The sequence below is a fragment of the Novipirellula rosea genome (assembly GCF_039541335.1).
Lineage (GTDB): Bacteria > Planctomycetota > Planctomycetia > Pirellulales > Pirellulaceae > Novipirellula > Novipirellula rosea.
This window is the reverse complement of sequence record NZ_BAABGA010000107.1, coordinates 103,206-129,518: the sequence shown is the minus strand read 5'-3', so window position 1 is coordinate 129,518 and position 26,313 is coordinate 103,206. Positions and strand designations below refer to the sequence as shown.

General features: G+C 51.5%; 20 protein-coding genes. 7 read left to right on the top strand and 13 right to left on the bottom strand.

Features of this window, described 5'->3' with window-relative positions:
• Positions 1 to 2 precede the first annotated feature (2 nt).
• The 5 genes from ABD971_RS30745 to ABD971_RS30725 all read right to left on the bottom strand — a co-directional run bounded on the left by ABD971_RS30745 (position 3) and on the right by ABD971_RS30725 (position 5,369).
• Complete coding sequence (locus tag ABD971_RS30745; RefSeq protein WP_345327502.1) at positions 3 to 407, bottom strand: MerR family transcriptional regulator; 405 nt, start codon at positions 405 to 407, stop codon at positions 3 to 5.
• A 160-nt stretch (positions 408 to 567) separates the two neighbouring features.
• Positions 568 to 2,016, bottom strand: coding sequence for a PP2C family protein-serine/threonine phosphatase (locus tag ABD971_RS30740; RefSeq protein ID WP_345327500.1), 1,449 nt, complete (start codon positions 2,014 to 2,016; stop codon positions 568 to 570).
• Between the two features lie 605 nt (positions 2,017 to 2,621).
• Entirely contained in the window at positions 2,622 to 3,002 is a 381-nt protein-coding gene (locus tag ABD971_RS30735) for a hypothetical protein (RefSeq protein ID WP_345327499.1), read from the bottom strand.
• A 508-nt stretch (positions 3,003 to 3,510) separates the two neighbouring features.
• On the bottom strand, positions 3,511 to 4,377 hold the full coding sequence (locus ABD971_RS30730) for an ArdC-like ssDNA-binding domain-containing protein (protein WP_345327498.1): 867 nt from the start codon (positions 4,375 to 4,377) through the stop codon (positions 3,511 to 3,513).
• A gap of 524 nt (positions 4,378 to 4,901) precedes the next feature.
• Positions 4,902 to 5,369 (bottom strand): JAB domain-containing protein, encoded by a 468-nt coding sequence (locus ABD971_RS30725; protein ID WP_345327497.1) that lies wholly within the window; start codon positions 5,367 to 5,369, stop codon positions 4,902 to 4,904.
• Positions 5,370 to 5,670: 301 nt separating this feature from the next.
• Between ABD971_RS30725 and ABD971_RS30720 the strand changes: the two genes are divergently transcribed.
• Positions 5,671 to 6,177: a hypothetical protein gene (locus ABD971_RS30720; protein ID WP_345327496.1), complete on the top strand. Its 507-nt coding sequence runs from the start codon at positions 5,671 to 5,673 to the stop codon at positions 6,175 to 6,177.
• 7 nt (positions 6,178 to 6,184) lie between these two features.
• Here ABD971_RS30720 and ABD971_RS30715 read toward each other — a convergent pair whose 3' ends face one another.
• The 3 genes from ABD971_RS30715 to ABD971_RS30705 form a co-directional block, all read right to left on the bottom strand.
• A complete protein-coding gene (locus ABD971_RS30715) occupies positions 6,185 to 6,436 on the bottom strand; it encodes a helix-turn-helix domain-containing protein (protein WP_345327495.1) in 252 nt (83 codons plus the stop codon).
• Between the two features lie 807 nt (positions 6,437 to 7,243).
• Positions 7,244 to 11,623 (bottom strand): hypothetical protein, encoded by a 4,380-nt coding sequence (locus tag ABD971_RS30710; RefSeq protein WP_345327494.1) that lies wholly within the window; start codon positions 11,621 to 11,623, stop codon positions 7,244 to 7,246.
• Between the two features lie 727 nt (positions 11,624 to 12,350).
• Positions 12,351 to 13,337: a tyrosine-type recombinase/integrase gene (locus tag ABD971_RS30705; RefSeq protein ID WP_345327493.1), complete on the bottom strand. Its 987-nt coding sequence runs from the start codon at positions 13,335 to 13,337 to the stop codon at positions 12,351 to 12,353.
• Positions 13,338 to 13,374: 37 nt separating this feature from the next.
• Between ABD971_RS30705 and ABD971_RS30700 the strand changes: the two genes are divergently transcribed.
• The 5 genes from ABD971_RS30700 (at position 13,375) to ABD971_RS30680 (ending at position 17,354) form a co-directional block, all read left to right on the top strand.
• On the top strand, positions 13,375 to 13,587 hold the full coding sequence (locus tag ABD971_RS30700) for a hypothetical protein (protein ID WP_345327492.1): 213 nt from the start codon (positions 13,375 to 13,377) through the stop codon (positions 13,585 to 13,587).
• Positions 13,588 to 14,341: 754 nt separating this feature from the next.
• On the top strand, positions 14,342 to 14,719 hold the full coding sequence (locus tag ABD971_RS30695) for a JAB domain-containing protein (RefSeq protein WP_339943602.1): 378 nt from the start codon (positions 14,342 to 14,344) through the stop codon (positions 14,717 to 14,719).
• 508 nt (positions 14,720 to 15,227) lie between these two features.
• Positions 15,228 to 16,025 (top strand): hypothetical protein, encoded by a 798-nt coding sequence (locus ABD971_RS30690; RefSeq protein ID WP_345327490.1) that lies wholly within the window; start codon positions 15,228 to 15,230, stop codon positions 16,023 to 16,025.
• 203 nt (positions 16,026 to 16,228) lie between these two features.
• Positions 16,229 to 16,783 (top strand): hypothetical protein, encoded by a 555-nt coding sequence (locus ABD971_RS30685; protein WP_345327489.1) that lies wholly within the window; start codon positions 16,229 to 16,231, stop codon positions 16,781 to 16,783.
• A 76-nt stretch (positions 16,784 to 16,859) separates the two neighbouring features.
• Positions 16,860 to 17,354: a YfbM family protein gene (locus ABD971_RS30680; protein ID WP_345327488.1), complete on the top strand. Its 495-nt coding sequence runs from the start codon at positions 16,860 to 16,862 to the stop codon at positions 17,352 to 17,354.
• 82 nt (positions 17,355 to 17,436) lie between these two features.
• Here the strand turns inward: ABD971_RS30680 and ltrA are convergent, their stop codons facing one another.
• Positions 17,437 to 18,840 (bottom strand): group II intron reverse transcriptase/maturase, encoded by a 1,404-nt coding sequence (gene ltrA / locus ABD971_RS30675; protein WP_345327487.1) that lies wholly within the window; start codon positions 18,838 to 18,840, stop codon positions 17,437 to 17,439.
• Positions 18,841 to 19,519: 679 nt separating this feature from the next.
• Between ltrA and ABD971_RS30670 the strand changes: the two genes are divergently transcribed.
• Complete coding sequence (locus ABD971_RS30670) at positions 19,520 to 19,891, top strand: hypothetical protein (RefSeq protein ID WP_345327486.1); 372 nt, start codon at positions 19,520 to 19,522, stop codon at positions 19,889 to 19,891.
• Between the two features lie 545 nt (positions 19,892 to 20,436).
• Here ABD971_RS30670 and ABD971_RS30665 read toward each other — a convergent pair.
• From ABD971_RS30665 to ABD971_RS30650, 4 genes are all read right to left on the bottom strand, one after another.
• Positions 20,437 to 20,721, bottom strand: a complete 285-nt coding sequence (locus ABD971_RS30665) for a hypothetical protein (protein WP_345327485.1) — start codon at positions 20,719 to 20,721, stop codon at positions 20,437 to 20,439.
• A 36-nt stretch (positions 20,722 to 20,757) separates the two neighbouring features.
• Positions 20,758 to 20,982 carry a hypothetical protein gene (locus tag ABD971_RS30660; protein WP_345327484.1) on the bottom strand — a complete coding sequence of 75 codons (225 nt, stop codon included), beginning with the start codon at positions 20,980 to 20,982 and terminating at the stop codon, positions 20,758 to 20,760.
• A 6-nt stretch (positions 20,983 to 20,988) separates the two neighbouring features.
• The gene (locus ABD971_RS30655) at positions 20,989 to 22,017 is read right to left on the bottom strand and encodes a DUF932 domain-containing protein (RefSeq protein ID WP_345327483.1); all 1,029 of its coding nucleotides are present in this window, start codon (positions 22,015 to 22,017) and stop codon (positions 20,989 to 20,991) included.
• 915 nt (positions 22,018 to 22,932) lie between these two features.
• Entirely contained in the window at positions 22,933 to 26,220 is a 3,288-nt protein-coding gene (locus tag ABD971_RS30650; protein WP_345327482.1) for a DEAD/DEAH box helicase, read from the bottom strand.
• Positions 26,221 to 26,313 lie beyond the last annotated feature (93 nt).

Below are 26,313 nucleotides of genomic sequence, written 5' to 3'. Positions count from 1 at the left end.
ACCTACTTTGCGCGAAGCTCAGTCACAACGTGGCAGCAGTCCGACTTCTTATGTTGCTGACATTCCACCAATGCAGACTTCAACACTTTGCGAACGTGCCGCAAATCCTTGAGTTTGTCTTCAATGTCGGTCAATCGTGCCTCGATTAGTTTCTGCACTCTTCCGCAAGTTGGCGTCCTTCCGCTCTCGGTCGCCAACAGCGACTTGATGTCTTCCAGGGTGAAGACAATTGCCTGAGTGGCACGAATGAACATCACCTTCTTGAGAGACTCATCGCCGTAGAGCCGGTAATTTCCTGTGCTTCTCGTCTCCGGCACGACCAACCGAATTCGCTCGTAATAGCGGACAGTTGTTGCCGGGATGCCAGCGGCCTTGTCCAATTGGCTGATTTTGTAGTGTGCTGCCATCGAGAACCTCAAGAATGTGGCCAATATAGCACAACGCACGAAGTGGTTGACCGCTGACGGATTCTAGGGCGGCAAAGGCGAAGCCGTGTCGGAAGCTGGCGGTGGCGAAGACATTGGATTCACAATCGAGCGGCACATCGGCGACAATACTGTAGCTCATTCAAGCTAATTGTGCCACCAACAATGTTGTGTCATCGAACGCCCTTCGGCCTTTGCGAAAGGCGTCGAGTGAGCACACGAACGCTCCAGCCAGTTCACGGGCATTGCAGCTCTGGACTGCGTTCATCAATTGCTCAATTCGTTCGGTGCCGTACTGCTCTTCACTTGGATCAAACGCTTCAGTCACTCCGTCGCTTACGATGACCAAGCGAGCCGAATCGCCGAGTGGAATGGTTTCTTCGTCGTAGTGGGTGTCGTCCTCGACGCCCAAGATCAAGTTGCCCACGGTCAATCGCACTGGAGTGTCGCTTCCAATCTGCAAGAACGGAAACTCGTGGCCGGCATTGGCGTACGTCAGTTGTCTTTTGTTCGGGTCAACGACCAGCAGCGTCATCGTTGCAAAGTGTCCCATCATCACGTACTCGCAGTAACGCTGATTGACATCTGTCAATATTTTAGCGGGGCTGGACGACTTCTTTGCCGCTTCCGACACGAACGCCTTCAACAATGTCGCCGCCATCGCAGCTGGAACGCCATGTCCCGAGACATCGGCTACACAAAGTAGATAGCGTCCATCGGATAACGGAATCACGTCATAGTAGTCGCCGCCAACATCGTCGGCCGGTTCAAACAGCTCGGCGACGTCGATTCCAATCAGTCCATTCAATGTGGGGCGTAAGTTCTGTTGAATCTGGCGTGCCTTTTCCATGTGAACGCGGTGGTCCCGCTGAGCGTGATCCAACGCCTCAGTCATTGCATTGATCTGATTGGCAAGACAACTCAGTTCTCGACAGCTTCGCGCGCGTGCAATCACGCTCAGGTTCCCGGACGCAACACCCTGTAGCGCCGAAACGAAACCTTGGATCGGTTTGGCGATCAATTGCCGCAGCACCGCACTGACCACGAAGGCTGCAATCGCTCCGAGCAACAAGACGGCAAACATCTGGATCAACAACGAGCGACGTGTTGCTCCCACAACGGCTGAACGCTTCTCGGAAATGTAGACAGTCCCCGCGGGTCCCGTGAAAGGCCCGACAACGAGTGAGCCGTTGGCATTCGATTCGGTGCCTATTGAATCAGCTGCCGAACGCATGGCAGAGAGCATTTCGTCGGAAGCATGCCCATGAGAGATCGCTTGGTATGGCAGGCCTCGCCAATCCGCAGCAATATGGTGACCGGGCGAATCGTCTGTGTTCATTCGAGCACAAACGTTGTCAACCAAATCTTGAATCGCGACACCTCCATGGGCTTCGGCGACCAACAGTGATTCGTACATCGTTTTTGCTTCTTCGGTCAACGCGATCTGCTTCTCGTGCAAATGCCGATCCATCCGCAGTCGGTAGTCAACGACAAGAAACGAAACGACAAACCCAAAGAGAATCGCAGTGACGAGAACAAGCAGTTGCCGACTAATCGGCAACTGATGCCATCGGTTTTTGAACGTGTCCATCATGGCACCTTAAATTAAGAAGCCGGGCGAGTTTTCAGGCTCGCCCGGCTGATGTGGGATGCAGCGCAATCAGAAGCGATTAACTGAGTTCAGCAGGTTCGACTTCCGTGGCACTTGCCGACCCTTTGCCGCAGCAGGCAGCGCCAACGCTGCAGCAGTGCGCTCGCTTTGCACAGCAGGTCGGTTGACCTGTGGTGCTGGCGACATCGCCGGTCGCGGCTTTCGTTTCAGCGTGATTCCCGCAGCACCGTGCGTTCACCGAGCAGCAATAAGCACGCTTAGCACAGCAGGTGGGTTGAGAAGTTGCACTCGAAAATTCGTCTGTGGTCGCATTAACTTCAGCATGTTTGCCGCAGCATGGTGCATGAACCGTGCAGCAGTACGCATGCTTGGCACAACACGTCGGCTCAGCCGAGGCGGCGGCATCAACATTGCCCGAAGGGGCGAACGAAACGGCAAACAAAACAGCAGAAAATACAGTCGCTAACATTTTGGAAACTCCAGAATTGATGGCGCAGCCGACATCGACATGCACCGATTTGGAAACAGTTACATCTTCATTTTTGGTTTGGGTCTGGCTTCGAAGGTCGAAGCAGAGCCAACCGCTAAATCTGAAGACGAATGTGCCAATCAATCAGAGAGTTGCGGCGGACCAACGAAACAGACCTGCCGAGAACGACCGATTCAGTCTTCCAAATAATCCGCGAGAAGTCGCTGCAATCCGAACTGCGAGGCGTCGAATCGTCGCCAGAGGTTCGCGGCGGCAGCCAGACATTCGTCTCACAGGGTGCCATCGTGGGGCATTCGTGTGATGGCTCGCCGTCACAGCAACTGTGTCCGACCGGCTGCGAGTGGCAGCACAAATGAGGGCAAGGTTTCGCCGCGTGAGATCCCGCCCGAGCGGACGACGAAGATGCCAACAGCACCGCGATCACTGCAAAAGCAGCAAATAATCGAGCGGCGGGATTGGTGTGACGACGTTTCATGGCGGACAGATCCAAGAGCTTTAAAAGGATTCCCACTAAGGAATCTCTTCTTTGATGCTCATTGGATGCACGACCCCGACGTTTTCTTCACGACTTTCTAGAAAAAGAATGGGAGTGGAGGAGATATTTTAGAAGCGACTGATTTAAAAAGCATTACCGGACGCGGGATTCAAGCGACCGTCGAAGGCGACTTGGTTCATATTGGCAAAGACCACCTATTCGCAGAGGTCGATGGTCCGCCGCTTCCCGATAGCGCGCGTTCAATCGTCGAGTCGCTCGAACAGCACGGGCGTACCACGATAATTGTACGTCGCGGCGACCGTTACCTCGGCGTCATCGGAACGGAAAGCTAGTCCATTCAGATAAGAATGCGCGGCACCTTGATTCCACAGGATATGAGGGAGGGGGCGGTGCCGCGTCGGTCGACGCAGGTGCCCGTGTGCCGGCAAGTGGGAAGTTGCCAACTATTCGTTGACAACATTCCCAAGGTTGTTTGTACGGAAACTGATTACGCCGCATGTACCAGATGACGTTCGTACTCGCGGTCACCGATTCGTTGCTCGATCAGCGCCAAGATTCTTGATGCGGTCTCGTGAATCCTCGTCAAGGATTCGCCTAGCAATTTTGAGTCACCTTGATGTAGAGCAATGTAGTCGGCGCTGCGGTCAAGATGATCGATGCCACAAGCTGTCGAGACTACGAATGCCACGGCTTCCGCTTCGGTTTCAACTAGTGGTTTCATCGTGCTGCGATAGAACACGGCTTCCTTGTGCATCAACTCGTGAGCCAATTCGTGAACCAAGACTCGAAATGCTTCTTGGTCGTCCAAGTCATCGTTGATCCGTACCTCTCCTCCCAGAGAGTAGCCATGTACAGTCTCCGGCAACTGCGTGAAAGTGATCTTGATTTCCAGTTCTCGGTAGATATCTATCAGCACGTCCAAGTTGTGTCCCGGTTCGCCGAGTATTGGAGCAGGTTCGATTACCGGATCTCCATCGGTTTGGGAAACGTCGAACACGTAAACCACCCGGAATCCGAACACGTTCTCCGACTCACTGTCCGTCTGCGCCTCGTCGCCCTTTTGGTCGCTAGCCGAATGGTCAGACTTTCGGGACGCCATTGGAGCAAAAATCGCAATTCCTGATTCACCCGGCTTAACCCACCGCCCACGTTTCTTCCAAGCGTTGTAACCTGCGACAAAAGTGGCTTCCGGAAACTGGGAGTAAATCATCGCTACGTTTCGAAATGAATACCGATGAAAGCTGGCCGTCGCCGTGAGATATTGGTCGATGATCTCATTGCGTCCCTGCTTCAACGCGTCGTTGAGTGCCTCCAGTGAGTTGTCTATGGTCAGAATAGCATCTTGTTTTTTCATGTTTGCATTACCTTGTTGTTCCCTAAGCCGGCAATTCAGGGAGTTGATTGTTTATTTGAGAAAGCCCGCCGTCGGCTCTTGCAAAGAGCCAGTCCACGGCAAGTCAAGGTGGAGCCTTTCGCGAACGCGAAAGCAGCAGCGGTCGCGAGCGATCGGACGATCGCGAGAGAGAAGCCTGAGCCAGCGAAGGCTTCAGCGGACCTTGATGCCGTGGTACAATGAGACCAGCCGACGGAAAACTAAAATCTTATTTCTGTTTGAAAGCAGTGATGTGGCCTCGCCGATCGGATTCAACGACCTGCTTAACTGAAGCTTGGCCAACGTAGATTGCGAACAGGCTGGTGGTTCGAAAGGAGGGGCACGGTTTCGGTTTCATCATGCCAAAATTCCGTGGCAAAGATTTGGCTGTCGATAGCAGGTCGTATCAGTCGCGATCGCTGCACGCCTTTGATTGTTCGTTAGGCAGGGGACGCGGTGGAAAATGCGGGTAAAGCCATGCTTCACCCGCTGGAGTGAGAACACGACTACCAGCCACAAAACCCGTCGTTGAGCGAACGAAACCCCTGATCAGTCACAATCACGTGATCCAATATTCTGATTCCCATGACGCCACCCGCTTCTCTCATGCGTTCGGTAACGTCACGATCTTGGACGCTTGGTTCAAGTGAGCCACTGGGGTGGTTGTGCGCCAATACGATGCTAATCGCTCCGATCAGCACCGCCCGCTGAAAAACCTCGCGTGGTGCAATGGGTGCAGAGTTCGCTCCGCCGATCGAAATGATAGAGTAGCTTGCGATCTGGTTTGACGCATCGAGATACAGTGCGACGCAGTGTTCACGACTGTTATCCATCATCACCGAACGCACAAAGTCAGCTACCTGCCATGGCGCCTTAATGCTGATTCGTTCGCTGGTTGTCGTTCGGTAGTTGACATTCACTTCGCGAATGAAGTTGTCATCAAATTTCAGTTTTTTGGTTTTGGTTCTAGTCATGTACCTCCGTGGAAGTGCTTCGCCCGTGAATCGGCAGCAGTCGAAGCGATGATTGATTGAGCCCGCCGTCGGCTTGCCCAACCCTGGTTCACGGCAAGTCAAGGTGGAGTCTTTCGCGAACGCGAAAGCAGCAGCGGTCACGAGCGATCGGAGATCGCGAGAGAGAAGCCTGAGCCAGCGAAGGCTTCAGCGGACCTTGACGCCGTGACACAATGGGAATTGCCGACCGAAACGATGCCACGATGTGCGACATTTGTCTTTTGTCGTTGCGCATAGTTCCCAATATTGGTAGCGTTCGGCCATGGAAGTTAACGAAAGCAGTTTTGGTATTCTAATCGCCTACGTGATCCCAGGCTGGATTGTCCTGCTTGGCTTCAGCTATGGCTCCGACACGATTGCAACTTGGTTGACAGGATCGGTTGCCACAAGCCCAACGATTGGCGGATTTCTTTTCGCGACCTTAGCGTCAATAGGATTGGGCGTAATTGTCAGCACGGTGCGATGGCTCGTTGTTGATCCGGTGATGCATCTAACAGGTGTCCAGCCTGACGATCTTGGTTTTGTTCATTTGCAACAATCCCATAACGCATTAACGATTTTGGTCAACGGTCATTACCGTTACTATCAATTTCACGCCAATCTTTGTGTTGCGTTACCGTTTGCAGCAACATTTCGTTGGATTTACGGAAAGTTCCAGATCGAAGAATTGTTCGGAGTCGTCGTTGTGTTCGCCGTGCTTCTGCTGGGAGCTCGTGACACCCTGCAGAAATACTATGTCCGATGCGGGCAGGTTCTCGGTAGCCGATAGTCGCAGATCACCGTGGTTTTTCGAGTTTACTCTCGAACGTTCGTAGGAATTTGATCCAGTCGATTCCCATTGCACTGCAGATACTTCTCAATTGAATCACGTCCAGACGAAGCTCGCCCCGCTCGATTTTGCTGACCCGCGATTGCGTTTCACCGATACGCTTTGCCAGTTCCACTTGGGTAAGTCCCGTTTTTGCTCGTCGCTGTCTCAACAGATCAAGCAGTACACCATATTCAGGTGAAACTATTGATTTTTCCATTCGCCGCTTGTCCCCAAAAGCCGCACAGCGTATAGTCGAAATAGGAATAGTCCAAAACGGACTATGTTTTCTGCATTTCAAATGAGGTGAGAACCATGACGAACGGGCTACGCAAACACGTTGAACCACAGACCGCGCAAGACCAGCAACCAGACAAGTCGTCCTCAGGGAAGACGAAGGAGAAGCGAGACCCTGCAAAAAATGACGAGGAAGTGACGTCTAAATCCAAGTAGTCGATTCAATATTGGTTAGCGTCTCCCAGTCCACCATGCTTCGGACTAGGCGAGGCACGGCCTATTTGTCGATGGTTCGATCGCCCAGGTCGTGGCGCGCCGGCGGTAGAGTTGTCCCATAGCACTTCTTCTTGCAGTTTCAACAGTCGGCCGATCGTCGATGCGAGATCACGAAAGATGGGATACGCCAATTGAGGCATTCCCCAGTGCAACCAAACGCGATCCTGGGGAGCAATGGAACGTAATAAAGCAAACGCTTCTTCGCAAATAGGATGCTGCAAGGCGGGAACTAATGTCCAGATCCGCATCATGGCAGTTACCGATTTGCCCCGAGAACCGCACCTGGATGCGGATCGGCGATCAGAAGTGCAGATACTCTCGTCGCTCTTTCGGATTCGGTACTCGGTGACTTAGCCGGCGCGTCCCGAATTCCGCAGCGTGTTTTTGACAAACGCCAAGATACTCAGCTGCCTCGGCGATTTGAAGAAAGTCCTTCAAGCTTAGCATGGTCTTGTCTCGCAAATACTGGCGTCACGAAACATCGAAGAATTTATCAAACCCGACTTCGGGGATCTCAAAGCAGCCGGTTACTAGCGTCTGCGGCATGAATGAAGGAGGACTCAATTAAGTCGAGTGCCTCATCTCCCTTGCTGAAACGAATTGGTCCAGATGCTAGCCACTCCACATTTAACTTCCATTGATCGCACACAAGCTGATTGTCATTCGGACTTGCAAATTTCACGTCCGACGATTCTGCTTTGCGATCAATGAGAAACACTCGAGCTTGAAGCCCATCATCATCTGCAATATTGACCCATCCCTTTGAAGGTATGAATTTTAATTCTAAAACGCCCAGGTTTGCAGTTCTCATCCTTCCGTCCAAAGTTGGGGATGTCGTAGGATGAGCAGCCTGAGGGACAGGATTCGTTTCGATCGCTTTACTTGTCGCACGAGCGAGCTGCGGAAACTCTTCGCCGATGTCGCTTTCGGTCCATCCGTGACGATTCATTACCTTTGCTGCATCCTGCCTATATGCGACTGCCTTATCTCGCTGCCCCTCGGCATCTTGCTGATCAGCTTGCCGGAGCTTGCAAACGACCCAACGATTATCCGAATAGAGGCGATCATGGCGGTCAGGGTTGGAGTCTCGCCACTTTTCGTAGAACGACAATGCATCAACGTCGCGACCGGCTCGCTCAATTGCGGCCCCCATGGTGCGACGCTCGACTTTGTTCTGCCATACATTGGCTCCGACGATTCGCGAAAGAAATTCCTGCACTTTTTGCTTCTCGCTTCTTGCGGAACGGCTGAGATCATCGCTCGCGGCAAACGCTGGAATAACGAGGGTCCACAGCAATCCAGCTTTCTCGATCTGTTCGCGTATCGCGTTTGCCGACTCGGATTTCTTGCTCTTCTTAAGTGTTTCTTTACCTGGAGCAACGATCGCAACACCATCTTCGACGAAACTAACAATCGTTGACCAATCACCGGCATCGATTAGCGACCGCAAAGCGAATCGTGCCACCTCGCTCAATCGCTGATTCGGCTTTGATCTGTCCTGACTAGCCAGCCTAGCACACTCAAGGGTACGTGACGTTTCTCTTGCGAGGTACAGAAACTCAGCCGCTTCGTCGAGCCTACCTGCCTTTAGCAAATATTCACCGACCATACTCGCTTCACTGGTGGTTAGCAACGACCGATCACCCTCGGCAGCAAGGATTTGTCTTGCTCTCGCCTCACGATACCGTGATGCCCCAGGGTCGCTTTCCAGCAACTTAACAACTTCGTCAAATTCTTCTGCGGCAAAATATGCATCGGCAAGCAAGTTTCGGTCAATGCGAATTCCGCAGCCGACGAGCTCCCGTAGCGGATCAGCTACCAATGATGCATCAACTGCACTTAGCGAAGACGCGCCTTTGGTGTTGAAAACGCGTTGTAGCGTAGTTTCGATTGCTTCGAGCCAATGTGTTGTTCTCAATTCAGAGGCAAACGCAGGACTTGCATGATACGTTTCAAGCAATCGCCTGAGTAGTTCGCTCAATTGCCTTGGTGACGAACCCATGTCGATCAAGAAACTTGCTATCTGACATTTGGGCAATGCAGCGATGTCAATGTGTCGTTCTGCCAGAGAAGACAGTTCGCGAAAATGCTTGCCTTGCCAAAATGCATCCATCGCGAGGTCTAACTTGCTTGCGTCTTCAAAGTGTTTTCCAGCCTCTTTGTAACGGGCTGCAAATTTATAGGCATAACCCGAACAGATGCTGGCCTCAATACGATTTCCGTCCATGTCGAACAACGCTGCGGCCTGTTTCATGTCAATGTAGTCGCTCTTCGCCAGCCCAAGCGATTTTTGCTGTTGCGCGCGATTGCTAAGCGAATCTTTGTCGTGTTCAAAGCTATCGCTATCACCGCGTATCATAGGGCCAACATTTCCCTTCCAATCGCTATGCAATTTCGACGTGGTTCGGTCTAGGTGATCTTGGTCACTAACAATCCACCAGATTGTGTCAAGCGACGCCGATTCGTCAATGATGAACAGTCGACGTTGCGCACGACTCGCTGCCACGTAGAGATTATTCATAAAGTATTCAAGTCCCAGTTTTTCGTCGACCGTTGCGTCTTTAATTTTACTCGAGTCGGTGCGCTGCAATAAATCGCTGATGCGTTTCGCTTCAACACGTTTGGACCATCCGTACAGTGCTACGCGTTTGAACTCCAAACCTTTCGATCTCGCGGCACTTTGAACATTCATTGGCACCCCATCGTCGTCAAGCTTAACGATCCGACTGAGGTAACTATCGTTCTTGACGTATTCTTCCTCTTCGCCCTCTTCGCAAGGCACAATTAAAACGAGGTCTAATTGCTCGGCAAGGGAATGTTCGATTGACGAATCTTCTTTTCTCAGGAACACAGGAGCGTTCTTATCGTCTTCGAGCCGCCAGGTGGATTGCGGGCGCAGCGACTTGTGCGAGAACAGCAATGCGCGAACGGCCTGTACCGAATTGCAGAAAAATACAATTCGCTTTGCAGAACGGTAGTTCAATGTCAGCTCTTCATAGTGCAACTCTGGAGTTGTGACGCGTGCATCGAAACGGTGCAGTGATTGCACGATACGTTCCGTAAACGCCGCCTGCACAGACTCCCAGCGGAAGCCCGTCGGGTTAAGTGTTTGGAATGGGTCGCCTGCAAAAACGAATGGTATCTTCCTCGCGTTCTCGGTCGCAATCAGGCGGTTCGAAAACATGGAGCAGCGATAAATGGCTTCGAGCTCGACTCTAGTGAAATCCTGAGACTCGTCACAGAATATCGCGACGTGACTTCGTGGAAGCAGATCTTCATCCAGAAGAAAATGAACTAAATCCTGATCGTCCCATCCTTCACCGCTTGAGAATTGTGCTTCGTACCACGCGGTCCAAACTCGATCATGGACCAGTTCGTACGTTTCTTGCGTAATAGTCTTTTCGTCTCGTGGAAGCTCGTCGTAGTCGTCTCTCTCCATGATTGCGTCGATATTGATTCCTTTGATTAGACCTCGAATGACATGCCACGAAATTTGCGGGCCGTACTGCTTCACAGCTTGTTGCTCTTTCCCGAAACGGTTTGTCCAGAGTTTGCGAAACTTGGCATAGTCCACGTACTTTTCGATCGAAAACTTTTCCTTGTGTTCATCCGGTACCAGTGAACGCATGAACGCGGAAGTTTGTTTAAATGAATTTGTCAAATCTTCCAGTAGCTCCGGCGACATTGGATCACCCAGAAGTTGGCTGTGATTCATCGTAATAACACTGAGGACAGATTGCCTCGCTTTGTCGAGCAAGCTTTTGCTACTGGCCAGATATAGTGGGATCGAAATGCTGGTCATATCATCCATCTCTCGCAATTTATCTGCCCAGCGACGGAAACTGAAAGCAAAAAGATACTGCAATAATGTTGATTTTCCACTGCCAGCCCTCCCATTGATAAAGAGAGGGAAACCCGCATTGTCGCCTTCAATCAGATTGCAAGATTGTAATATTTCGCCTTCTTCTGGTGAAAGTGAGAGATTGGCAATTCCATCGCTGTCACTGTCTTTCTTGTGCATCGACAACCACGACGAGTCATCATAGCAAAAGAGACTAGGGTAGCTGACTCTGCAGTACCGCAGTGTCGTTTCACGATCGGAATGTCCCAGCAACTCCTGCCAGCAAGTCATCTCGTCTTGAACATCGCTCTCAGATGCTCGGTAGAACAACCGAATTAAAATGCACTGATTTGTTTCTGGGGAGCGGAAGCAAAGCATGCCAAGTTGATTGTCTTCTTTTGATCTGACATAGACAACTTCGTGTTCGGTCGAATGCAATCCCTGTAAGATCATTCCCGGAATACGAACTTGCTGCTGGTTAATTGCTTCGACTGCCAGGTCGTTTACAAACTCATGAGTCTCGCAAACCATGACGTCCTGGTCAGGCTGTGGATAAGCAGGTGACCAAAGGAAATCCAGCTCAGCGGCTGAAATGACCGGTGGCGCTGGAGGTGGATTGACCCGAGTTCGCTCATCAACCCATGCCGAGAGCTGTTCGTCCGTCAACAGACTGTTGTATTGTGACATCACATACCCAGCGGGGTCATGCATGAATGTCGTCTGGTACTCATTGGTGCCTTTGATGAGGATGCGTAGCAGCACTGCAATCGTGTGTTCGTCGACCGACTTTCGGATCGCGATCAGCCGGTTGCGTTTTCCGTATCCCTTTTTTCGAACTAAACACGGTGATGGATTGTGTCGTCCAAATCGTTCTAAAGCTTGCGATTTCTCCACTTCTGACTGAAATACCTCCAATTGCTGAGGATCAATTCCGTGGCGACGAGCATCAGTTTTCACTTGTTCAGTAAGGAAGACGAATATTGACATCAGAGTTTCCGAAACGTTGGCTTGAAACTGGTTTGTTAATGGCAGATCGAAACCGCAATCGTCCATCCGCAAGATCTTATCAGACCTGAATTCCGACGTGGTTATTGATGAGGGCTTTTTCCGGGGAAGGGTTGTATCCTGATGGGAACGGAAATGTATACCGGCTTTGCTTGTTAGTTTCCTAAAATTGTTTACCAGCCGACTTGCGCGCAGGCACGCCGGTGTATTCGGTCTACGCTCGCTGGTCAAGCGATTTGATGCAACCATCTTTTCGGACGTGAGATTCCGTATGATTTGCAATCAGTACTGCTTCCAATGAGTTTGGAACTCATATGCTCAAGACGTGATTTGCGAATCACTACATCCTTTTCTGTCGCTTGACCGTTGAATTTAATGCGACATCATGTTTTGTGTTTGCCGTACCTTACGATGAATGAGTGCGAGATAGGCATCTATCTCGTTCGTTGGTTCGCTTGCGACGCTTAGACGACGATATTCAGTCGAAAAAGGAAAACACAATGAACCTCGAATCAGTCAGCCCAGCAATTGCGAATTGATCAAGTTTCCCGGTGAGGACAGACTTCGGTCTGCTGTTGTTGAACTATCGATATCGTGTTTCAACGCCTAACGTAAGTATCGAGATCACGTTTACGTTATTGGATGTGCCGGATCTTAATCCGAGGCATTACGCTGTAACAATATTGACCTCTCACTCAAAATTTGCAAGTCCAAGGAATTGTCAAACCCGACGTTAAACTCGAACGATCTTGTGCGTCTTTCTGGTGGCATAGTGCTAAACAGAAATCCGTTCGACGATATTTCTGGTAATTTTCTTCTTTCGCCGATCATAGAGTCGAGTTGTTCTTGGGTCGGCGTGACCAGCCAAGTTTTGAACATCTTCTAGCGGAACTCCTTGTTCGAGCAGATCGGTAATGGTCGTTACTCGGAATGAGTGCGGGGATAATCGCCTCGGCAGACCGCATGCGGCCATGCGTCTCTTAACCATGCGTCCGATGTCGCCAGCGGTCATCGGACGCATCGTGAGTTCTTTTGTTTTGCGCATGCAAGTCGTAAAAAGAGGGCGGGTGTCGTTGTGACCGAGCTGCAGGTCAGCACGCTGCAAGTAGGCGAACAGCAGGTTCTGAAGGTCATGTCGGACGGGGATTTCGCGAGACTTGCCGCCTTTGTCGTCAAAGTGCAAGCAGTATTGGTCGCCGCTGTCGTAAAGATTTTTAACCCGGAGCTTCGAAACGGCACCGACGCGTGCGGCGGTATAAATAAGGATTGAAATGATTGCCTTGTCGCGTAATCCAACCACATCGGTCGCATCGATCGATTGGAGCAGGACTCTTGCTTGCTTGACGGTGATCTCGGGTGTCTTGCCTTCGACAACGGAGTATCGTTCACCGCGAACTGATGCGGCAGGATTTAGTATCACCGCATGGCGATTGACCATGCCGTCAAAGAAATGTCTTATCGCAGCAAGTGATTGTTTCTTACTCGACACAGCTAGGTCGAGGGAGTCCATGAATTGACCAACGTCGGCAGGGGAGACGTGTTTCAGTTCGAGGGATTGCTCATCGCACCATCCAAGAAACCGATTGATCGATCGCAAATAGGCTCGCCGAGTGTGGGGGCTCCGCACTTTGGCAAAGAAGAACTCATCCCAGGCGAATTTTGCTCCAGCTCCAGCTCGCCCAATGATCGCTGGAACTTGCTTGGCGTTTGTTGTTGAAATGGTTGTATCGAGTTTGATTGACGGAAGCTTAGTTTCAGTCATCGTGATTCGAGTTAAGTCGCGAGCAATAAATTTTCAGTTGCCACATCAAGAAAAGCTCGGCGGTGAACGCGATCCCAGCTTCGAATTGCGGCCTGGGCGTCGAATCGACCGCACTCCCAATCACAGTCTGAATTCCAAAGCCGCAACAGGAATCGAGCTGAATGAACAGCGACGTCAGTCCGACCAAGCTCGCTCGCCCAAACGTCGAGCCGATTTGGATTCCATGGCGATACGCCATCGGCGTTCGTGAGCGACGGAAAAGTCTCCGCGATTAGTACAATCTTCGATTCGTTGTGTGACTCCATTCTTGACTACCTCCATGCTAGAATTAACGGGGATTCCCGCGATCCCCTGCTTTCCTTATAGCGCATGATAACGTCCTTTATCAAGCATAAAGATCATTCCAAAAATCCGACTATTTTGAAGCGGATTAGAACGTTCGTTCTAATCGATTGCTTGCGCTCATTCGCAGGATGTGATACGAAATTGGTCGGAAATCTTTTGGACTTCCTCTGACGTTTGGTGACGCGTGATCACTGCCGGCGACTTCCGCATGGAGTTTGAAGCGACTCGTGATCACAGCCAACGCCGCAGCCACATCATCCGTTCTTTACAAATTTGCATGCGACATAAAATCTTCGAGCAGACGTGATACCTGTCGATACGGCTTAGCGGTAAGTGCTGAGCCGTAACCGATAGTGTGCACCTCAAAAGGTTCAACCTACGGTTTTCTTTCCCTCTCCGCTACATGTTGTAGGTCGCAGGTGATGAAGAAAACTTCTCAAACTCCATCGACTGTTCCTGAATACTCAGAACCAATCGGTCCAGCCGTTTTGAAGAAAGCAGTGCAGTTGTCGTTGCTTTTTGAAGCTCCAAAGGAACAACGGGTCATCGAGAGTTCGCCAGCAAACCAGGTGGCATCTTCAAATGCAATACGTAATCAGTATGCATCCGTCAAAAGGGTGTCTCTCATATACGAAGGATCACTGCAAAGCAGGCCATGCTTGACGAGTACACAAGATGCCATGGCGTTCTTCAAGGGCTATTGGGCCGACAATCCCGCAAACGATCAAGAGAAGTTTGTGGTCGCGTGTCTCGATACAAAACACCGAGTTCAATGCGTCGTGATTGTTACCGTTGGTACATTGGACGCGTCACTCGTTCATCCACGTGAAGTATTCAAACCCGCATTCATTGAAGGTTCATCTGCGGTTGTGTTGTCACACAATCATCCTTCCGGAAACACGACGCCGAGTCGCGAAGATCACGAAGTCACGAACAGACTGACCGAAGCTGGAAAGTTGCTCGGAATCACAGTACTGGATCACATTATCCACGGTGACGGAACGGGAGACGTTTTATCGATCCGCGAATGTTGTTAAGAAAACGGCAAGGCAAACACATTCCAACCGCTCGCGTTGCATTCGAGTGGTATCGTCCTAGCAGTAGACATTCCTTACCTCACGGTTTTTTGGTGCACTATTTCGTTAATAGACCGCTCTCCGCACTCGTCACCGGCAATCCAGCCATACCCTCGCGCCCCAACGGAGCGATCACAACTCTCCTGGATTGATTTCATAACACTACTCCAGCGATGTCAAAGCGTTCAACGCATGAATGTTTACGTCAATATTGTTTGACCTTGGGTGCGGCTTCGCCGATAATCATCGGGGCTGAAGCAACCGGCGATAAGTCCTCCCAACCCGGCGATAACACCAGCAGTGTCACCGACCGTACCGAAGGTGCAACCGGCGATAACAACCCAGAAATCATATTATCACCCCGCCAACCGGTAATAATTACATCGTTACCCCAATCAGCGAACCTTCTCCTTCGTGCGAACGTCCACTGGTTGAATATCAAACTGGCTTGAACAAACGGAGTGCCACGATGTCTTCGCAAGAGACTTGCTACATGTGTGAGCAGGTCAGTACGTCCCAGGAACACGTCCCACCGAAATGTCTGTTCCCCGAGTCAAAAGACGTCGATGGAGACTACCGGACCCAACTCATTACCGTCCCATCTTGTGACCAACACAACACCGCCAAGTCGTCTGAAGACGAATTCTTGCTCGTAAGCCTTGCTGGCATCATTGGAAACAATTCCATTGGTTACAAACATAAATTCACCAAGGTGAATCGTGCGATATATCGCACCTCTTTCAAGTTGCTTGAGCGCACAATGATTGACCCACGTTTGGAGTGGATCGAATTCGGCCCGAATCAGTTCATCGATGTGATCTGGTCAACTCCAGATTACGAGAGGCTGCACAACTGCTTCGATCACATCGCGCGCGAGCTGTATTTCGATCAATTCGGAGAGCGCTTTGACGGATCGACTCGGACCATTTTAGGCTACACGAGCATACGCGATCACAACGCGGCCGAATTCCAACGGTTTATCCACGACAAAGTCGCTCAAGAGTTGGAAGGAACGCCAAGGCACGGCTCAAATCCCGATATATTCACGTATCAGTTCACTGATGCGGATCAGTTCGGACTGTTCGTGGTGCACCTTCAATTTTACGGTCGTATCGATGTTTACGTTGGCTACAATCCAGCAACAACTCCTCCGATCGAGAACTTCGCAATGCAATTGATCGAGATGGGAATTCCCACCGTGATGCAGTTGGGCGAGAACGTATACACCTTCAATCCCGACGATGGGTCTGCAGAAAACGAGGGATAACCATGTCATCCACCGAAGGACCGCTTGGCGCGTTTACTAATGGAAAACACATTGGCGGTTCTCGGTGATGACTGTCGTTCGCCCGGTCGGAGCAATTTATGAGACAACTTATGGTTTGCTTGCTTCTAGCATCGCTTGCAAATGTAGTGAGCAATATCGCAGGTGCGGAACCGCCTTCGACGAGCCCACCGGAAGCGAGCAAAATGAGACCTGTTCCGGTCACGCCCGTCGTCTCGCCACAACCGTCGCCGATTCCGCACGTTGTGATACGCGTCGATGACATAGGGAATAAAATTGGGAAATCAGTCACTCTCGTAGGACGGCTGGGTAAACCGCTCGCGACGAAACTTCAATTACGTGGTCGCTGGAAAGTGCAAGAAGTGTCGCGTGTGCCAAATTACATGCGATCCCCTGTTCGATTTGTCGTTTTTGAGGTAGACGGAAAACAACTCGCCGAGAGCGTTGAGTTTGGGCATGACCAGATCGAAGCAGAGTTTCTGAAGTGGCCCACAAGCGATCACACAGCGGTCCCAATACGAACAAACGCAATGCCATCCAAACCTGAAAGTCTAGATGGCGAGGAGTGGACGATGACCGCGTATGAAACTGGACGCTTTATTGCAATCCCCAGCGAGTCCGGAGAAACAAAAGTTTTCCCCGTCGTTTACGCACTAGACTTCAACACATTCAGGTCACGTATCGTCGGTGTCGTTACGAGCATCGATGGCGAACCATGCGATCAACCGAAGTCGCGGTAGCCGGGCGACTTGGCACTGGACAATCAATTCCCGCGACTCGGTTATCGCAATTCGTTCTGTTGCTATAGGAATTCTGATGGCCTGCCGTGGTGTCCATTTCGCACTGACCGACGAACAACGGGAGCAACTACTTGCGATCGTTGAATCGCAGGGCGACGTCATCAGCTTCATTCAAGAGGACATCGAAGAGCAATGGGACACTGAATGGCTATGCGAAACTGACAAAGCATGGGACACAATTCATCGCTGTCTCACCGACGGGACGCTCTCAGATGATGATTCAACGCCATTTCACTGGTGCGTCCTCAACGGATCGCGGGTGTACGTCGGCGACGACTACATTGTCTCCTTCGTTGATGCTCCGAACGTCAAACAAGTCTCTGAGGCAATTGCACCGCTCAGCGAATCAGAATTCCGAACTCGCTACAACGCCATCGACCAACAAGACTATGGCGTGCCGTTGTCCGACGAGGATTTCAAATATACTTGGTCGTACTTTACTGCACTTCGCGATCTCTTCAGTCGGGCGGCGACTGCCAATCGCTCGGTGCTGTTTAGCGTCGACCAGTGACCGCAACAGAACAAGGATGATCGGGATAGGGGCCCGGATTGCTCCGGGGCCCCTCCCACATCACCTAGCATGCGGGTCCGCACTAGGCGATTCGCCGCGAGGATGCAAGCTGTTGCCAACGCTCTAGTAGACTCAGTAAGCCCTCACTTTTGAGATACTCGTTCGATAACGCACGCTGGACTCCCGACGTCTTGGAAAGACGCCATGGGCCTTTGCCGCTAAACGCGAACGGACGAGCTTCCCGGTACGACAAGCCCAAGGACATCAGGTTGCGAAGCCGAGTTTTCGACTTCTTCCACTGCTTCCAGTAACAAGCTCGAACCCGTCGCCGAAGCCACTTGTCGAGCGTACTGAATGTTGTCTTGACTTGATCTAACTGGAAATACCCAAGCCAACCAATTGCGTAAGAACGGAACTCCGCGAAACGCTTCTTCATCGACACACCTCGGTTTCTACGAAAGATCTCCGAGACGCGCCGTTTGAATGCGTCGAGCTTCTTTCGACTCACGCGAAACTGTCCGCCAAAGCCACGGAATTCGTAGCCCACGTACTCAAGCTCTTGCGTCTTACAGACGCTGCTCTTGTCGTGATTGACTTGCAGTTTCAACGTCAGCGTCAGAAATCGCTCAACGCTCGCGTAAACACGATGCGCAGCAACATCCGACTTGGTGAAGATCACGAAGTCGTCCGCATACCGCACGAAAGGCAATCCACGCCGCTCCAGTTCCTTGTCCAGATCATCCAAATAGATGTTGGAAAGGAGTGGTGACAACGGACCTCCTTGCATCGTTCCTGCTTCGCTAGGTTGACATAACCCATCGATCATCACTCCGGCTCGCAGGTAGCGTCCGATCAGTTTGAGCAGTCGCTTGTCGTGAACCTTGCGGCTCACGCGTGCCATTAACACGTCATGCTGGACTCGATCAAAGAACTTTGACAGATCCATATCGACGCATCGACGTCGACCGCTGCGAATGATCTTCTGTACCTGCTTGGCTGCATCTTGCGCCGAGCGATAAGGTCGATAACCGAAACTTGATTCAGAGAATCCCGGATCGAAGATCGGCGTGAGGACTAACACAATGGCGGTTTGGATGACGCGTTCGAGCAAGTTTGGAATTCCGAGCTCTCTCGTGCCGCCATCGGGCTTGAGGATGGCCACCCGCCGGACAGGTTCCGGACGATAGGTTCCATCGAGTAGTTGTCGACGAATGTTTTGCCAACGCGGTGCAAACCACTCGGGAAAGTCGTCGACCGTAAGTCCGTCGGGCCCAGGGGCTCCACGGTTGGCCTTCACTCTTGCCCAAGCCATTTCCATGTTGACTTCATCGACAATCGCTTCCATCAGATTGTGAGCATCATCGCCCAAGGCTGACTTCTCGATGACCGCCAGATCCGAATCATCCGTCTGGATGTTTGGCGCAGCGTGATCCGGTTCGACAAAGTCGAAGACGAGTTGCTCTGCGTTCGGATTCTCTGAGGTCATCGGTGGTTCGTTCCTTGACTGTTGACGTTCGGTTCTTCCCGCCGCCATTGGATTTTGGCGGATCGGTACTACAACTTCTGCTGCATTCTCCAGGCACGTCATGCGTTACCGCATTCCGCCCCGCCTTTCGGGCAAGCCCTACTCACGGGTACGCCTGGAGTTCTCCCCAGATAAGGGATCGTGATCTGTCCCCGCCCAAGCTCCCGATCTACCTACGCTAGTTCTTCCGGTTCGGTTTCGCAGTCAGCAGCCTGCTCACCTATAGACGTCGGCCTCCTATCGGGTTTCTGTTCGTAGCCTGGCGGGTCTTGGCGTGAATGTGTCTGACGACGGTTTTAGCTTTGAAGCTCGTCCGATTCGGTTATTGCCCGATCGAAGCTGTTCTCGGCGGCTAGCCAGATTTACGGTCACATTCGCAGGCTGCCTTCCCACGGATCGTCACCTCCCCGCGGTTGCCCTCGCCTCGTACTGTTCTTTCGTTAGAATTTCATTTGGTATACTGACTCCATAAAAGAAACCGGAACTAAGTACAGGGGACTTGCACCCCACAAGATCACGCCCATGCTGGGCGTACTGCACCGGAGCACTCAATCACGCGGCAACTTAAATCAATGTCTTCCGTTCGTGCCCGGTTACGGCAGGCGTTCTGTTGTTCGGATACAGGATCCGAAATTTGCCAATGCGACACTTCATTCTGGTCTCCTTAGCTCTATACTCAGTGCAGCTTGCCGGTTGCCCGGCATCAAGCACCATCGAGCATGGAAACGTTTCCTTCGACGTATCTCCGAATGGTGAGACGATCGTGTTTTCCGATGCCAACGGTGACCTGTGGTTGTACGCTCTTGGCATTCCGAAACTCACAAGGTTAACCGACGCCACGGATACGGAGATGTCGGAAGATTCCGACAAGGAACTGGCCATTTTGCTAATGATTACTCACGCGGAAGCTGACGACCTGGTTCGTCTCAAGCGGTTGTTGAGTTCTGAGTATCAGGTTTTGGCTGCGAAATCGTTGCTCTCACTAGCGAAGAAAGCAGATCTGAAACACTAGTTCAATCAATGGTGCACGGAATTGCAACAGACTCTGATTCGAGCCAGGACACCAGTGCAGTTCCGGCGACCAAATGCGTGCATGTGCGGACTGACAAGGTATTGAAGACTAGCGGGTGAATCCCGTCTGAGTAACTGCTAGCCACAGGCTCAGTATCGAGTTTTGCAGTCAATCTATAGGCATCATGAGCTGAAATGGTTGATTGAAGCGTAAATAGAAAGGTAGTGAGGGTGAAATGTATCGGCTGGCTGCCGAGCCCTGAACGAGATTGAGCTCTTAAATTATGGTTTCCTGTTGGATACTGCCCTAGGTCTGTTCACGCTGGAAGGCGAAACTCGCGGTCGAGTCTTGGCGAGCGACAACGAGAGTCCCGGCGTTGAAGATTCACTCGCGCTACACATCGCACCTTCAAAGCAACTAGTGACGCCCAAAAGTTCTTGATTCGATTTTGTGTAGGTTCGGTGGTGCATCGAACCTACGGTTGGAACAGGCTGTTGCCGGCCTTGTTTCCCAGTTGGCAGTCTCTCAACGAATTTCTGAGTTCGTTAGAACTGAGTACTCTCGCTCGGTGTGACAGACGCCGTTGTTTTGCCGTGCTCGTAGACCCAGGTATGAGCGAGGTCAGCGACTTTGGCAACGAGCGGGAGGTCGTCACGGCCGAAGCTAGACGAGTCTTTCCACGTATCCCCGTCTTTGTAGATCCGAGTTAGAGAGACATTGTGGCGAATGCCTTCGCGAGTCTCGTTTTCCCAGATTGTCGCCTTGATGCGTCCCAAGCGGACTTCATGAACGGGACCTTTGACGGGCGATTTGGCAGTTTGTTGTGCCATGATTGCATTTTCTCCGAATGAGATAGAAACGGGATGTTATGTGCGAACGGCCGCACATACGTGAAGTACGATGCTGCGGTTAATCAAATACACCGCCTTGGTTCTGTCGTTTTCGACATGACCGAATTGCGGCAAAGCCGTGGGAGAAAATCCGCCACGGTCCAGCCACTCCATTAGGCAGCTTGCTAAGTCGGCTGCCGCTTCAAGATCGTTGTCCACAATGGCAGCGATCATCGATTCCCAGGTTGCTTGCGGATCCATGGTTAATCACGAAGCAAGCGAGAGAATTGTGCCGATTTTCGAGTCGTAGGCTGCACGCTCTCCGGCGTTTGCGATTTGCCGAGAGATGCGAGTGAGCGCATCGACTGCTCCAAATACGGTGAAACCCCCACTTTGCGTGGACATCGTTTCAATGGCGGTCTTGATATGACCGACGCCGATTCCGAAACCCGTAAGTGCTTTGGCCGCGTCCTCGGGTGTCGATCCCAGTGACGTGTTCATCGATTGCTTAATCGCGTGGGCGAAGGCATCTTTGCGTTGATCTCGCTTGTCAACGAGCTGACGCAAGATCAATCTCATTTCGCCGAGCGCGTCGGCGACGTTCGCCGTATGCTTCCGCTTATAGGAGACGACCTCCGTTGCTTCCCACACGATGTGGTTTCCACAGATTCGTTGGAACCAAAACGTTTCAATTCCAACGGTTCGTCGGCCCACTTCACTATTCCAAATGAAGAATCCGGGAGCGAACTGTTCACCGTCGATGTCAACCCACGACCCATTGTCGACCATAAAGGCGAACATGTCTTGTTCACCCGCATACAGGCCCGTAGCACCGTTGAAGCCGACCGGTGGAGGCGTGAAATCGGAAGCCTCGTCCATCACGATGTCCAAGACATCGCAATCATAAAGTCGAGTGTACGAAGCGCCGTGAATCGAACGTACTTTTCCATCCTTCGTCAGGACTTGCATGGGCTTTTCCCCTGCTGGCATCGTTTCAAGCAACACTTGGACAGCGGTTTCGGTGCTGAGCCGGTTGACCGTTTCTTTGTTAATGGAAGCGATGGAACAGGCTTGACCGAACGACCAATCATTGAGCGTGTAACCGTAGTCGCCTGTAAGCTTTAACCCAAGGTTGCCCTGCATTTCAACCGGAATCACCTGCGCAGGTGATTTCCAGTGGACCTGCGAATCCTTTTGGGCGGACGCGCAATGATCGTATAGGGACTCAAAGTTTGGAAATCGCTCATCCTCGGGTCGCGAGAACAGTTGATAGGATGCTCTCTTTAAATTCGTCATTTTTTCATTCTCTTTCGAAAGTGTTAAAACATAAGAAAACCTTTTAAGGATGCACCACCAATCCTCGTTGCCTTGCGTGTGAGCTGGGCAAGCAACGCATGCCAACGAGAATCGGAAGTTAGACGTCTACACAAAAGAAAGAGAGAAAGAGCAGTCGAGGTTCACGTTGAGTCCTAACGTCAGCGATTCACCGCATGTGAGTCCCAGTTTAAAAGCGTTATGTCTGCTTGATTGCAAGATGTTGCAAATAAGAATTGATTCACCTGCCTTCGTCGGCTGTCATCCATCGGGGCTCGCCCCGCGGAGGCCGGCAGGCCCTTGGCCACGATGGATGACAGCCGACGAAGGCGAATGAAACCGCCGCGTTACGATGCTCTCCCCTCACCTGCACGATCACCTGCCGCCGAGGCAAGATTCCCTGACGGGCTCAGAGTGATCTTGCACATGGGACGATCGTCAAAGTCTGCATTGGCTTGCTAAAAGAGACCTGAACCGATCCTTTCCGGAATGCTCAGAGGGACCCATCCATTGTTAGAACTACCGGCAATTCCACAATGTATGTTGTTCGCGCGGGCGTAACACACCTCCGCGCCGAAATCGAAAGTCTCGGGGATAACGGATTGTTCATCGTCAGCGGATTTTACTTCATCGTTAGCTGCTCCGGTCGATGAAACCGGAGCGTGTTGGCCGAACCGGTAATTGGGTGACGTCGATGACAACGGAGCGTTTCAGTCCCCCAATATTGGAAACCGAAAACTGTCCGCGTACTTTTTCTTCTCCCAATCAAAGCACGTAGCAAGCGTCTGGCTTGCTGGATACTGAAACGCATCAGATGATGGTCAACCCGACGCATCTACTTCATATTTTTCCTTGATGAATCCCACAAGACATCATCACCAGAACTGCCACCAACCGTTATTGGCTACAAATGATCTCAATTTTCGCCCCTACGGTCTCCAGCAGGAAACTATCGGCGGCTGCAAGCACGGCTGACTGCTCAGTTGAGCAATTTGCTTGCGAGAGCCCTGGCTGAGCGATCACGAACTCAACCGTCAAATCCTTGAAACGGCTGAGCTGAAGGAAGCGATTTAATTCCTTTGTGTCTCCTTTGATAAACCGCGTTGGGCGATACGGTTTCTTCAGTCGTTTCTCACGCGATAGTAAATGACGACAGAGTTCGCGGAATCGCCACTTCCACTTAGCTGAACGGACCGCCTGCGAGCAGACTTCGACAATGTCGCTTAATCGCTTACCGGCTTCATCGCTGGATGTGAACTTGCAGTGAACGAGAGATAGCCGAATGTGATCGGTTTCATCTTTCAGGCAAACGAGATCAGCGGCCTCGCCCTTGCAGTCGTCATCGAAGATGACTGAGAAACCAGCTTGTTCGTATTGTATGGCTACGTGACTTTGTATCGAGTTGGTGCGTTTGTGCTTTCCTTTCCAGATCGATTCGGCGGTGATGTCGACTCCGGTCCAGTCCCAGGGCTCGAACCGCTCTGGCGGGATCACCAAGTCGCGAATGTCTTGTGGATGGACGAGCAAGTTTCCGTCTAGCTCAGACATGTCGGCAAATTTGATCAACGGCGGACAGTCGGACAAGTAGATTGCAAGGCTCGTTTCAATTCGACCCGCTTTGATGGTGAATTGCGGACCAGCGATCTGCTTGACTTCAAAGCCTCTGGTCCCGCCCAACGATAGCTCCAATTCGCAAGTCTGGTCCTCGCTCGTGACTTGGAACGGCAATTTGTTGCCGCTGGCGGTTTGGCAATTTACTTTCAGTTCAAACAAGGTAATGGGAGCTTCGTCCTTGTCCCAATTAAGCATCACTTTGTCTTCGGATTGCTTGAGCAATTCGAGTGGCCAATCGATGGATAGCACGATAGCATTTGGAAACTTGTCAACCTCGTCTGGGATCAAGACGTTTTCGATGATCTTTGTGGTGTCTATCGTCTCGTCCGAGATTTTCGCGCCGATGATTTCGCACCAATCGAGCAGTCCGCGTACACTGCCCTTTGCCATTGACCATACTCGGCCTTTGATCGAGCATCCGATGGTGACGGGGCAACCGTTTTCGAATCCTGTTCCTGACAAGTCAGACTTCAGGGAACCAGACGTCTGTGCCAACGTCAATGCTTCTTTGACATCGCCGCCGTTGTACTTGGCGTATCGTAGGTTGCGGCGACCGAATTTTCGGACACCAACATTCTGGAATCGCAAACGGCTGACGTTTCCAAGCGTCCTAAATACGGCGTCTCCTTTGATCAACTGTGTAGAATCGCCGCCAATGGCTTCGGCAATGGTGACGTGAACTGAACTCTTGTCAGTCGAATTGACGAATAGCAGTTTGCGGCTAGGGTCGTAGTGAATGACAAACAAGTCCCACTGTCGATCGAAGATTTCTTTGGACCGTGTCCAACCGACCGGTGGCTCGCGCCGGGTGACGAAGTAGAGTGTGTTTGTGTCGTTGTTAAGCCAAACGGAGTGAACCGCCGTGTCCTTAATTAACGCTTCGTGAAATTTCATAGGCCTAAAGGAAGCGCATTTGTAGACAACAGCACTGAACTTTGGTCGCAACAGCTGGTGAGATATTTGAATGCTATCGTTGTCACGATCGTCCAATCGCACCGACTTGCTCAAAAAGTCGATTAATAGCGAATGTTCCTTGACCGCCTGAGAGCTGAACTCGCTGAGCAGTTGGTTCCAATCGGCGTCTTCGATATAGAGCCGCTCCAATGCGTCAGAGACTCGATTATCCGCAACATTCGCGACGACAGTTGCATCACCAATGTATCCACCATTGGAGCGTGTGAATCGTCCGGTGAATTGAAGCAAGACGGCAAGGCTCTTGTGGGTGTCGTGAACGGCTGCAATTTTCAGTTCGGGCAGGTCGAATCCCTCGCCTAACATGTCGACGCAAACTACGATACGACTTTCGCCGGACCGCAATCTCGCGAGGTTGGTATTGGATTCATGTTCCTTGGAGTGAACCAGAACCGGATTGTATTCGGGTGCAAGCTTGCAGTAGAGATTGTGAATCTCGATCGCGCGTTCGATTTCCTTGCACCGCGCCATCAACAAGTGGTTCCAGCCTGCAGTCAGGTCATCCTTGAGTTGCGAGATCGCCTGCTTCGCAACGGCTTCATCCGCCTCTTCAGGATCGATCTCGTGGACGGCATTGAATGTGATTGGCTTGAAGTAACCATCGGTTTGTGCCCGTCGCAAGGGATAGGAGTAGATGACTTCCCCGTCTACCAGTTCACCGTCACGTCTAAATGGAGTTGCTGTGAACTGCAGAATCTTCTTGTCGCGAAATGACTCGCGAAATGCGGACCATGAGCCAGCCGCAATGTGATGAGCTTCGTCGACGACGAGTGTGTCGGTGATCGTAGCAAGCGCATCGATCACGGCAGTCGCTGTGCCTTGAGCCACCGCAGACATGGTTGTCACGATGACATGGCAACCTTTGTAGGGCTCCAGATCGGCAACCGTACGAGGTCGTTTGTTGATGACGCCAACGATGGGATTGGGGGCATCCGCAGGCAAAACCCCCAGTTCACGCAGCAACCCGAAGGTCGTGAATTTCCGAATCGTTTGGGCTTTGAGCGGACCATTGGGAACGACCACCAGCATGGTTCCGTCTACGAATGCCGCTAATGCAGCGAGCATCGTTTCAGTCTTGCCGGTTCCAGTTGGCATGACAATGGTGGCAGCATGATGGTGCAGGCTCCAATGAGAGCCGATGGCATGTAGGGCACCAATTTGGGGCGGACGGAGACCTGACGCAGACAGATTTCCAGTCGAGTCTGTGCACTCAGCGCGGAAACGCACCGAATCTCGCCAATGCCGGGTGAACTGTCGCTTCAGGCCGCCGAGTCCACTCGTTTTTAATGCGTCATTGTGATCATCTATCGCGGTATGATAGAGCCATTTTTCGGAACCATTAGGCTTTCGCAGCAGAACGGCCTCGGCATTCAATGGAATCGGGCAGTTTGGCCGGTCAGTGATAACTACTCGTTCGCCTGTGGACAGGACACTTAGGTGTTCCGCCTTCTTGGGCGAGACCTGAACCTCATCGATTTCAGTCACTTCCGCTGATAATGCGGGACGCAATAGATGTAGGATGACTCCAATAGATGTGCTTACTGTTTTTGCCCAGACAGCGGGTAAATGTAAATCTTTTTCGGTCTGTTTTGCGGTCATATCCGTGACTTATCTGCTTCCGTGTATCGAAAAAATACGTCTGTTCCCCTCCATTCTAAGGACACGCTATCATTTGTCATCTAAATACTAATT

Coding starts and splice junctions, on each gene's coding strand:
- ABD971_RS30745 (WP_345327502.1), bottom strand. CDS start 407: ATGGCAGCACACTACAAAATCAGCCAATTGGACAAGGCCGCTGGCATC.
- ABD971_RS30740 (WP_345327500.1), bottom strand. CDS start 2,016: ATGGACACGTTCAAAAACCGATGGCATCAGTTGCCGATTAGTCGGCAA.
- ABD971_RS30735 (WP_345327499.1), bottom strand. CDS start 3,002: ATGAAACGTCGTCACACCAATCCCGCCGCTCGATTATTTGCTGCTTTT.
- ABD971_RS30730 (WP_345327498.1), bottom strand. CDS start 4,377: ATGAAAAAACAAGATGCTATTCTGACCATAGACAACTCACTGGAGGCA.
- ABD971_RS30725 (WP_345327497.1), bottom strand. CDS start 5,369: ATGACTAGAACCAAAACCAAAAAACTGAAATTTGATGACAACTTCATT.
- ABD971_RS30720 (WP_345327496.1), top strand. CDS start 5,671: ATGGAAGTTAACGAAAGCAGTTTTGGTATTCTAATCGCCTACGTGATC.
- ABD971_RS30715 (WP_345327495.1), bottom strand. CDS start 6,436: ATGGAAAAATCAATAGTTTCACCTGAATATGGTGTACTGCTTGATCTG.
- ABD971_RS30710 (WP_345327494.1), bottom strand. CDS start 11,623: ATGGACGATTGCGGTTTCGATCTGCCATTAACAAACCAGTTTCAAGCC.
- ABD971_RS30705 (WP_345327493.1), bottom strand. CDS start 13,337: ATGACTGAAACTAAGCTTCCGTCAATCAAACTCGATACAACCATTTCA.
- ABD971_RS30690 (WP_345327490.1), top strand. CDS start 15,228: ATGTCTTCGCAAGAGACTTGCTACATGTGTGAGCAGGTCAGTACGTCC.
- ABD971_RS30685 (WP_345327489.1), top strand. CDS start 16,229: ATGAGACCTGTTCCGGTCACGCCCGTCGTCTCGCCACAACCGTCGCCG.
- ABD971_RS30680 (WP_345327488.1), top strand. CDS start 16,860: ATGGCCTGCCGTGGTGTCCATTTCGCACTGACCGACGAACAACGGGAG.
- ltrA (WP_345327487.1), bottom strand. CDS start 18,840: ATGACCTCAGAGAATCCGAACGCAGAGCAACTCGTCTTCGACTTTGTC.
- ABD971_RS30670 (WP_345327486.1), top strand. CDS start 19,520: ATGCGACACTTCATTCTGGTCTCCTTAGCTCTATACTCAGTGCAGCTT.
- ABD971_RS30665 (WP_345327485.1), bottom strand. CDS start 20,721: ATGGCACAACAAACTGCCAAATCGCCCGTCAAAGGTCCCGTTCATGAA.
- ABD971_RS30660 (WP_345327484.1), bottom strand. CDS start 20,982: ATGGATCCGCAAGCAACCTGGGAATCGATGATCGCTGCCATTGTGGAC.
- ABD971_RS30655 (WP_345327483.1), bottom strand. CDS start 22,017: ATGACGAATTTAAAGAGAGCATCCTATCAACTGTTCTCGCGACCCGAG.
- ABD971_RS30650 (WP_345327482.1), bottom strand. CDS start 26,220: ATGACCGCAAAACAGACCGAAAAAGATTTACATTTACCCGCTGTCTGG.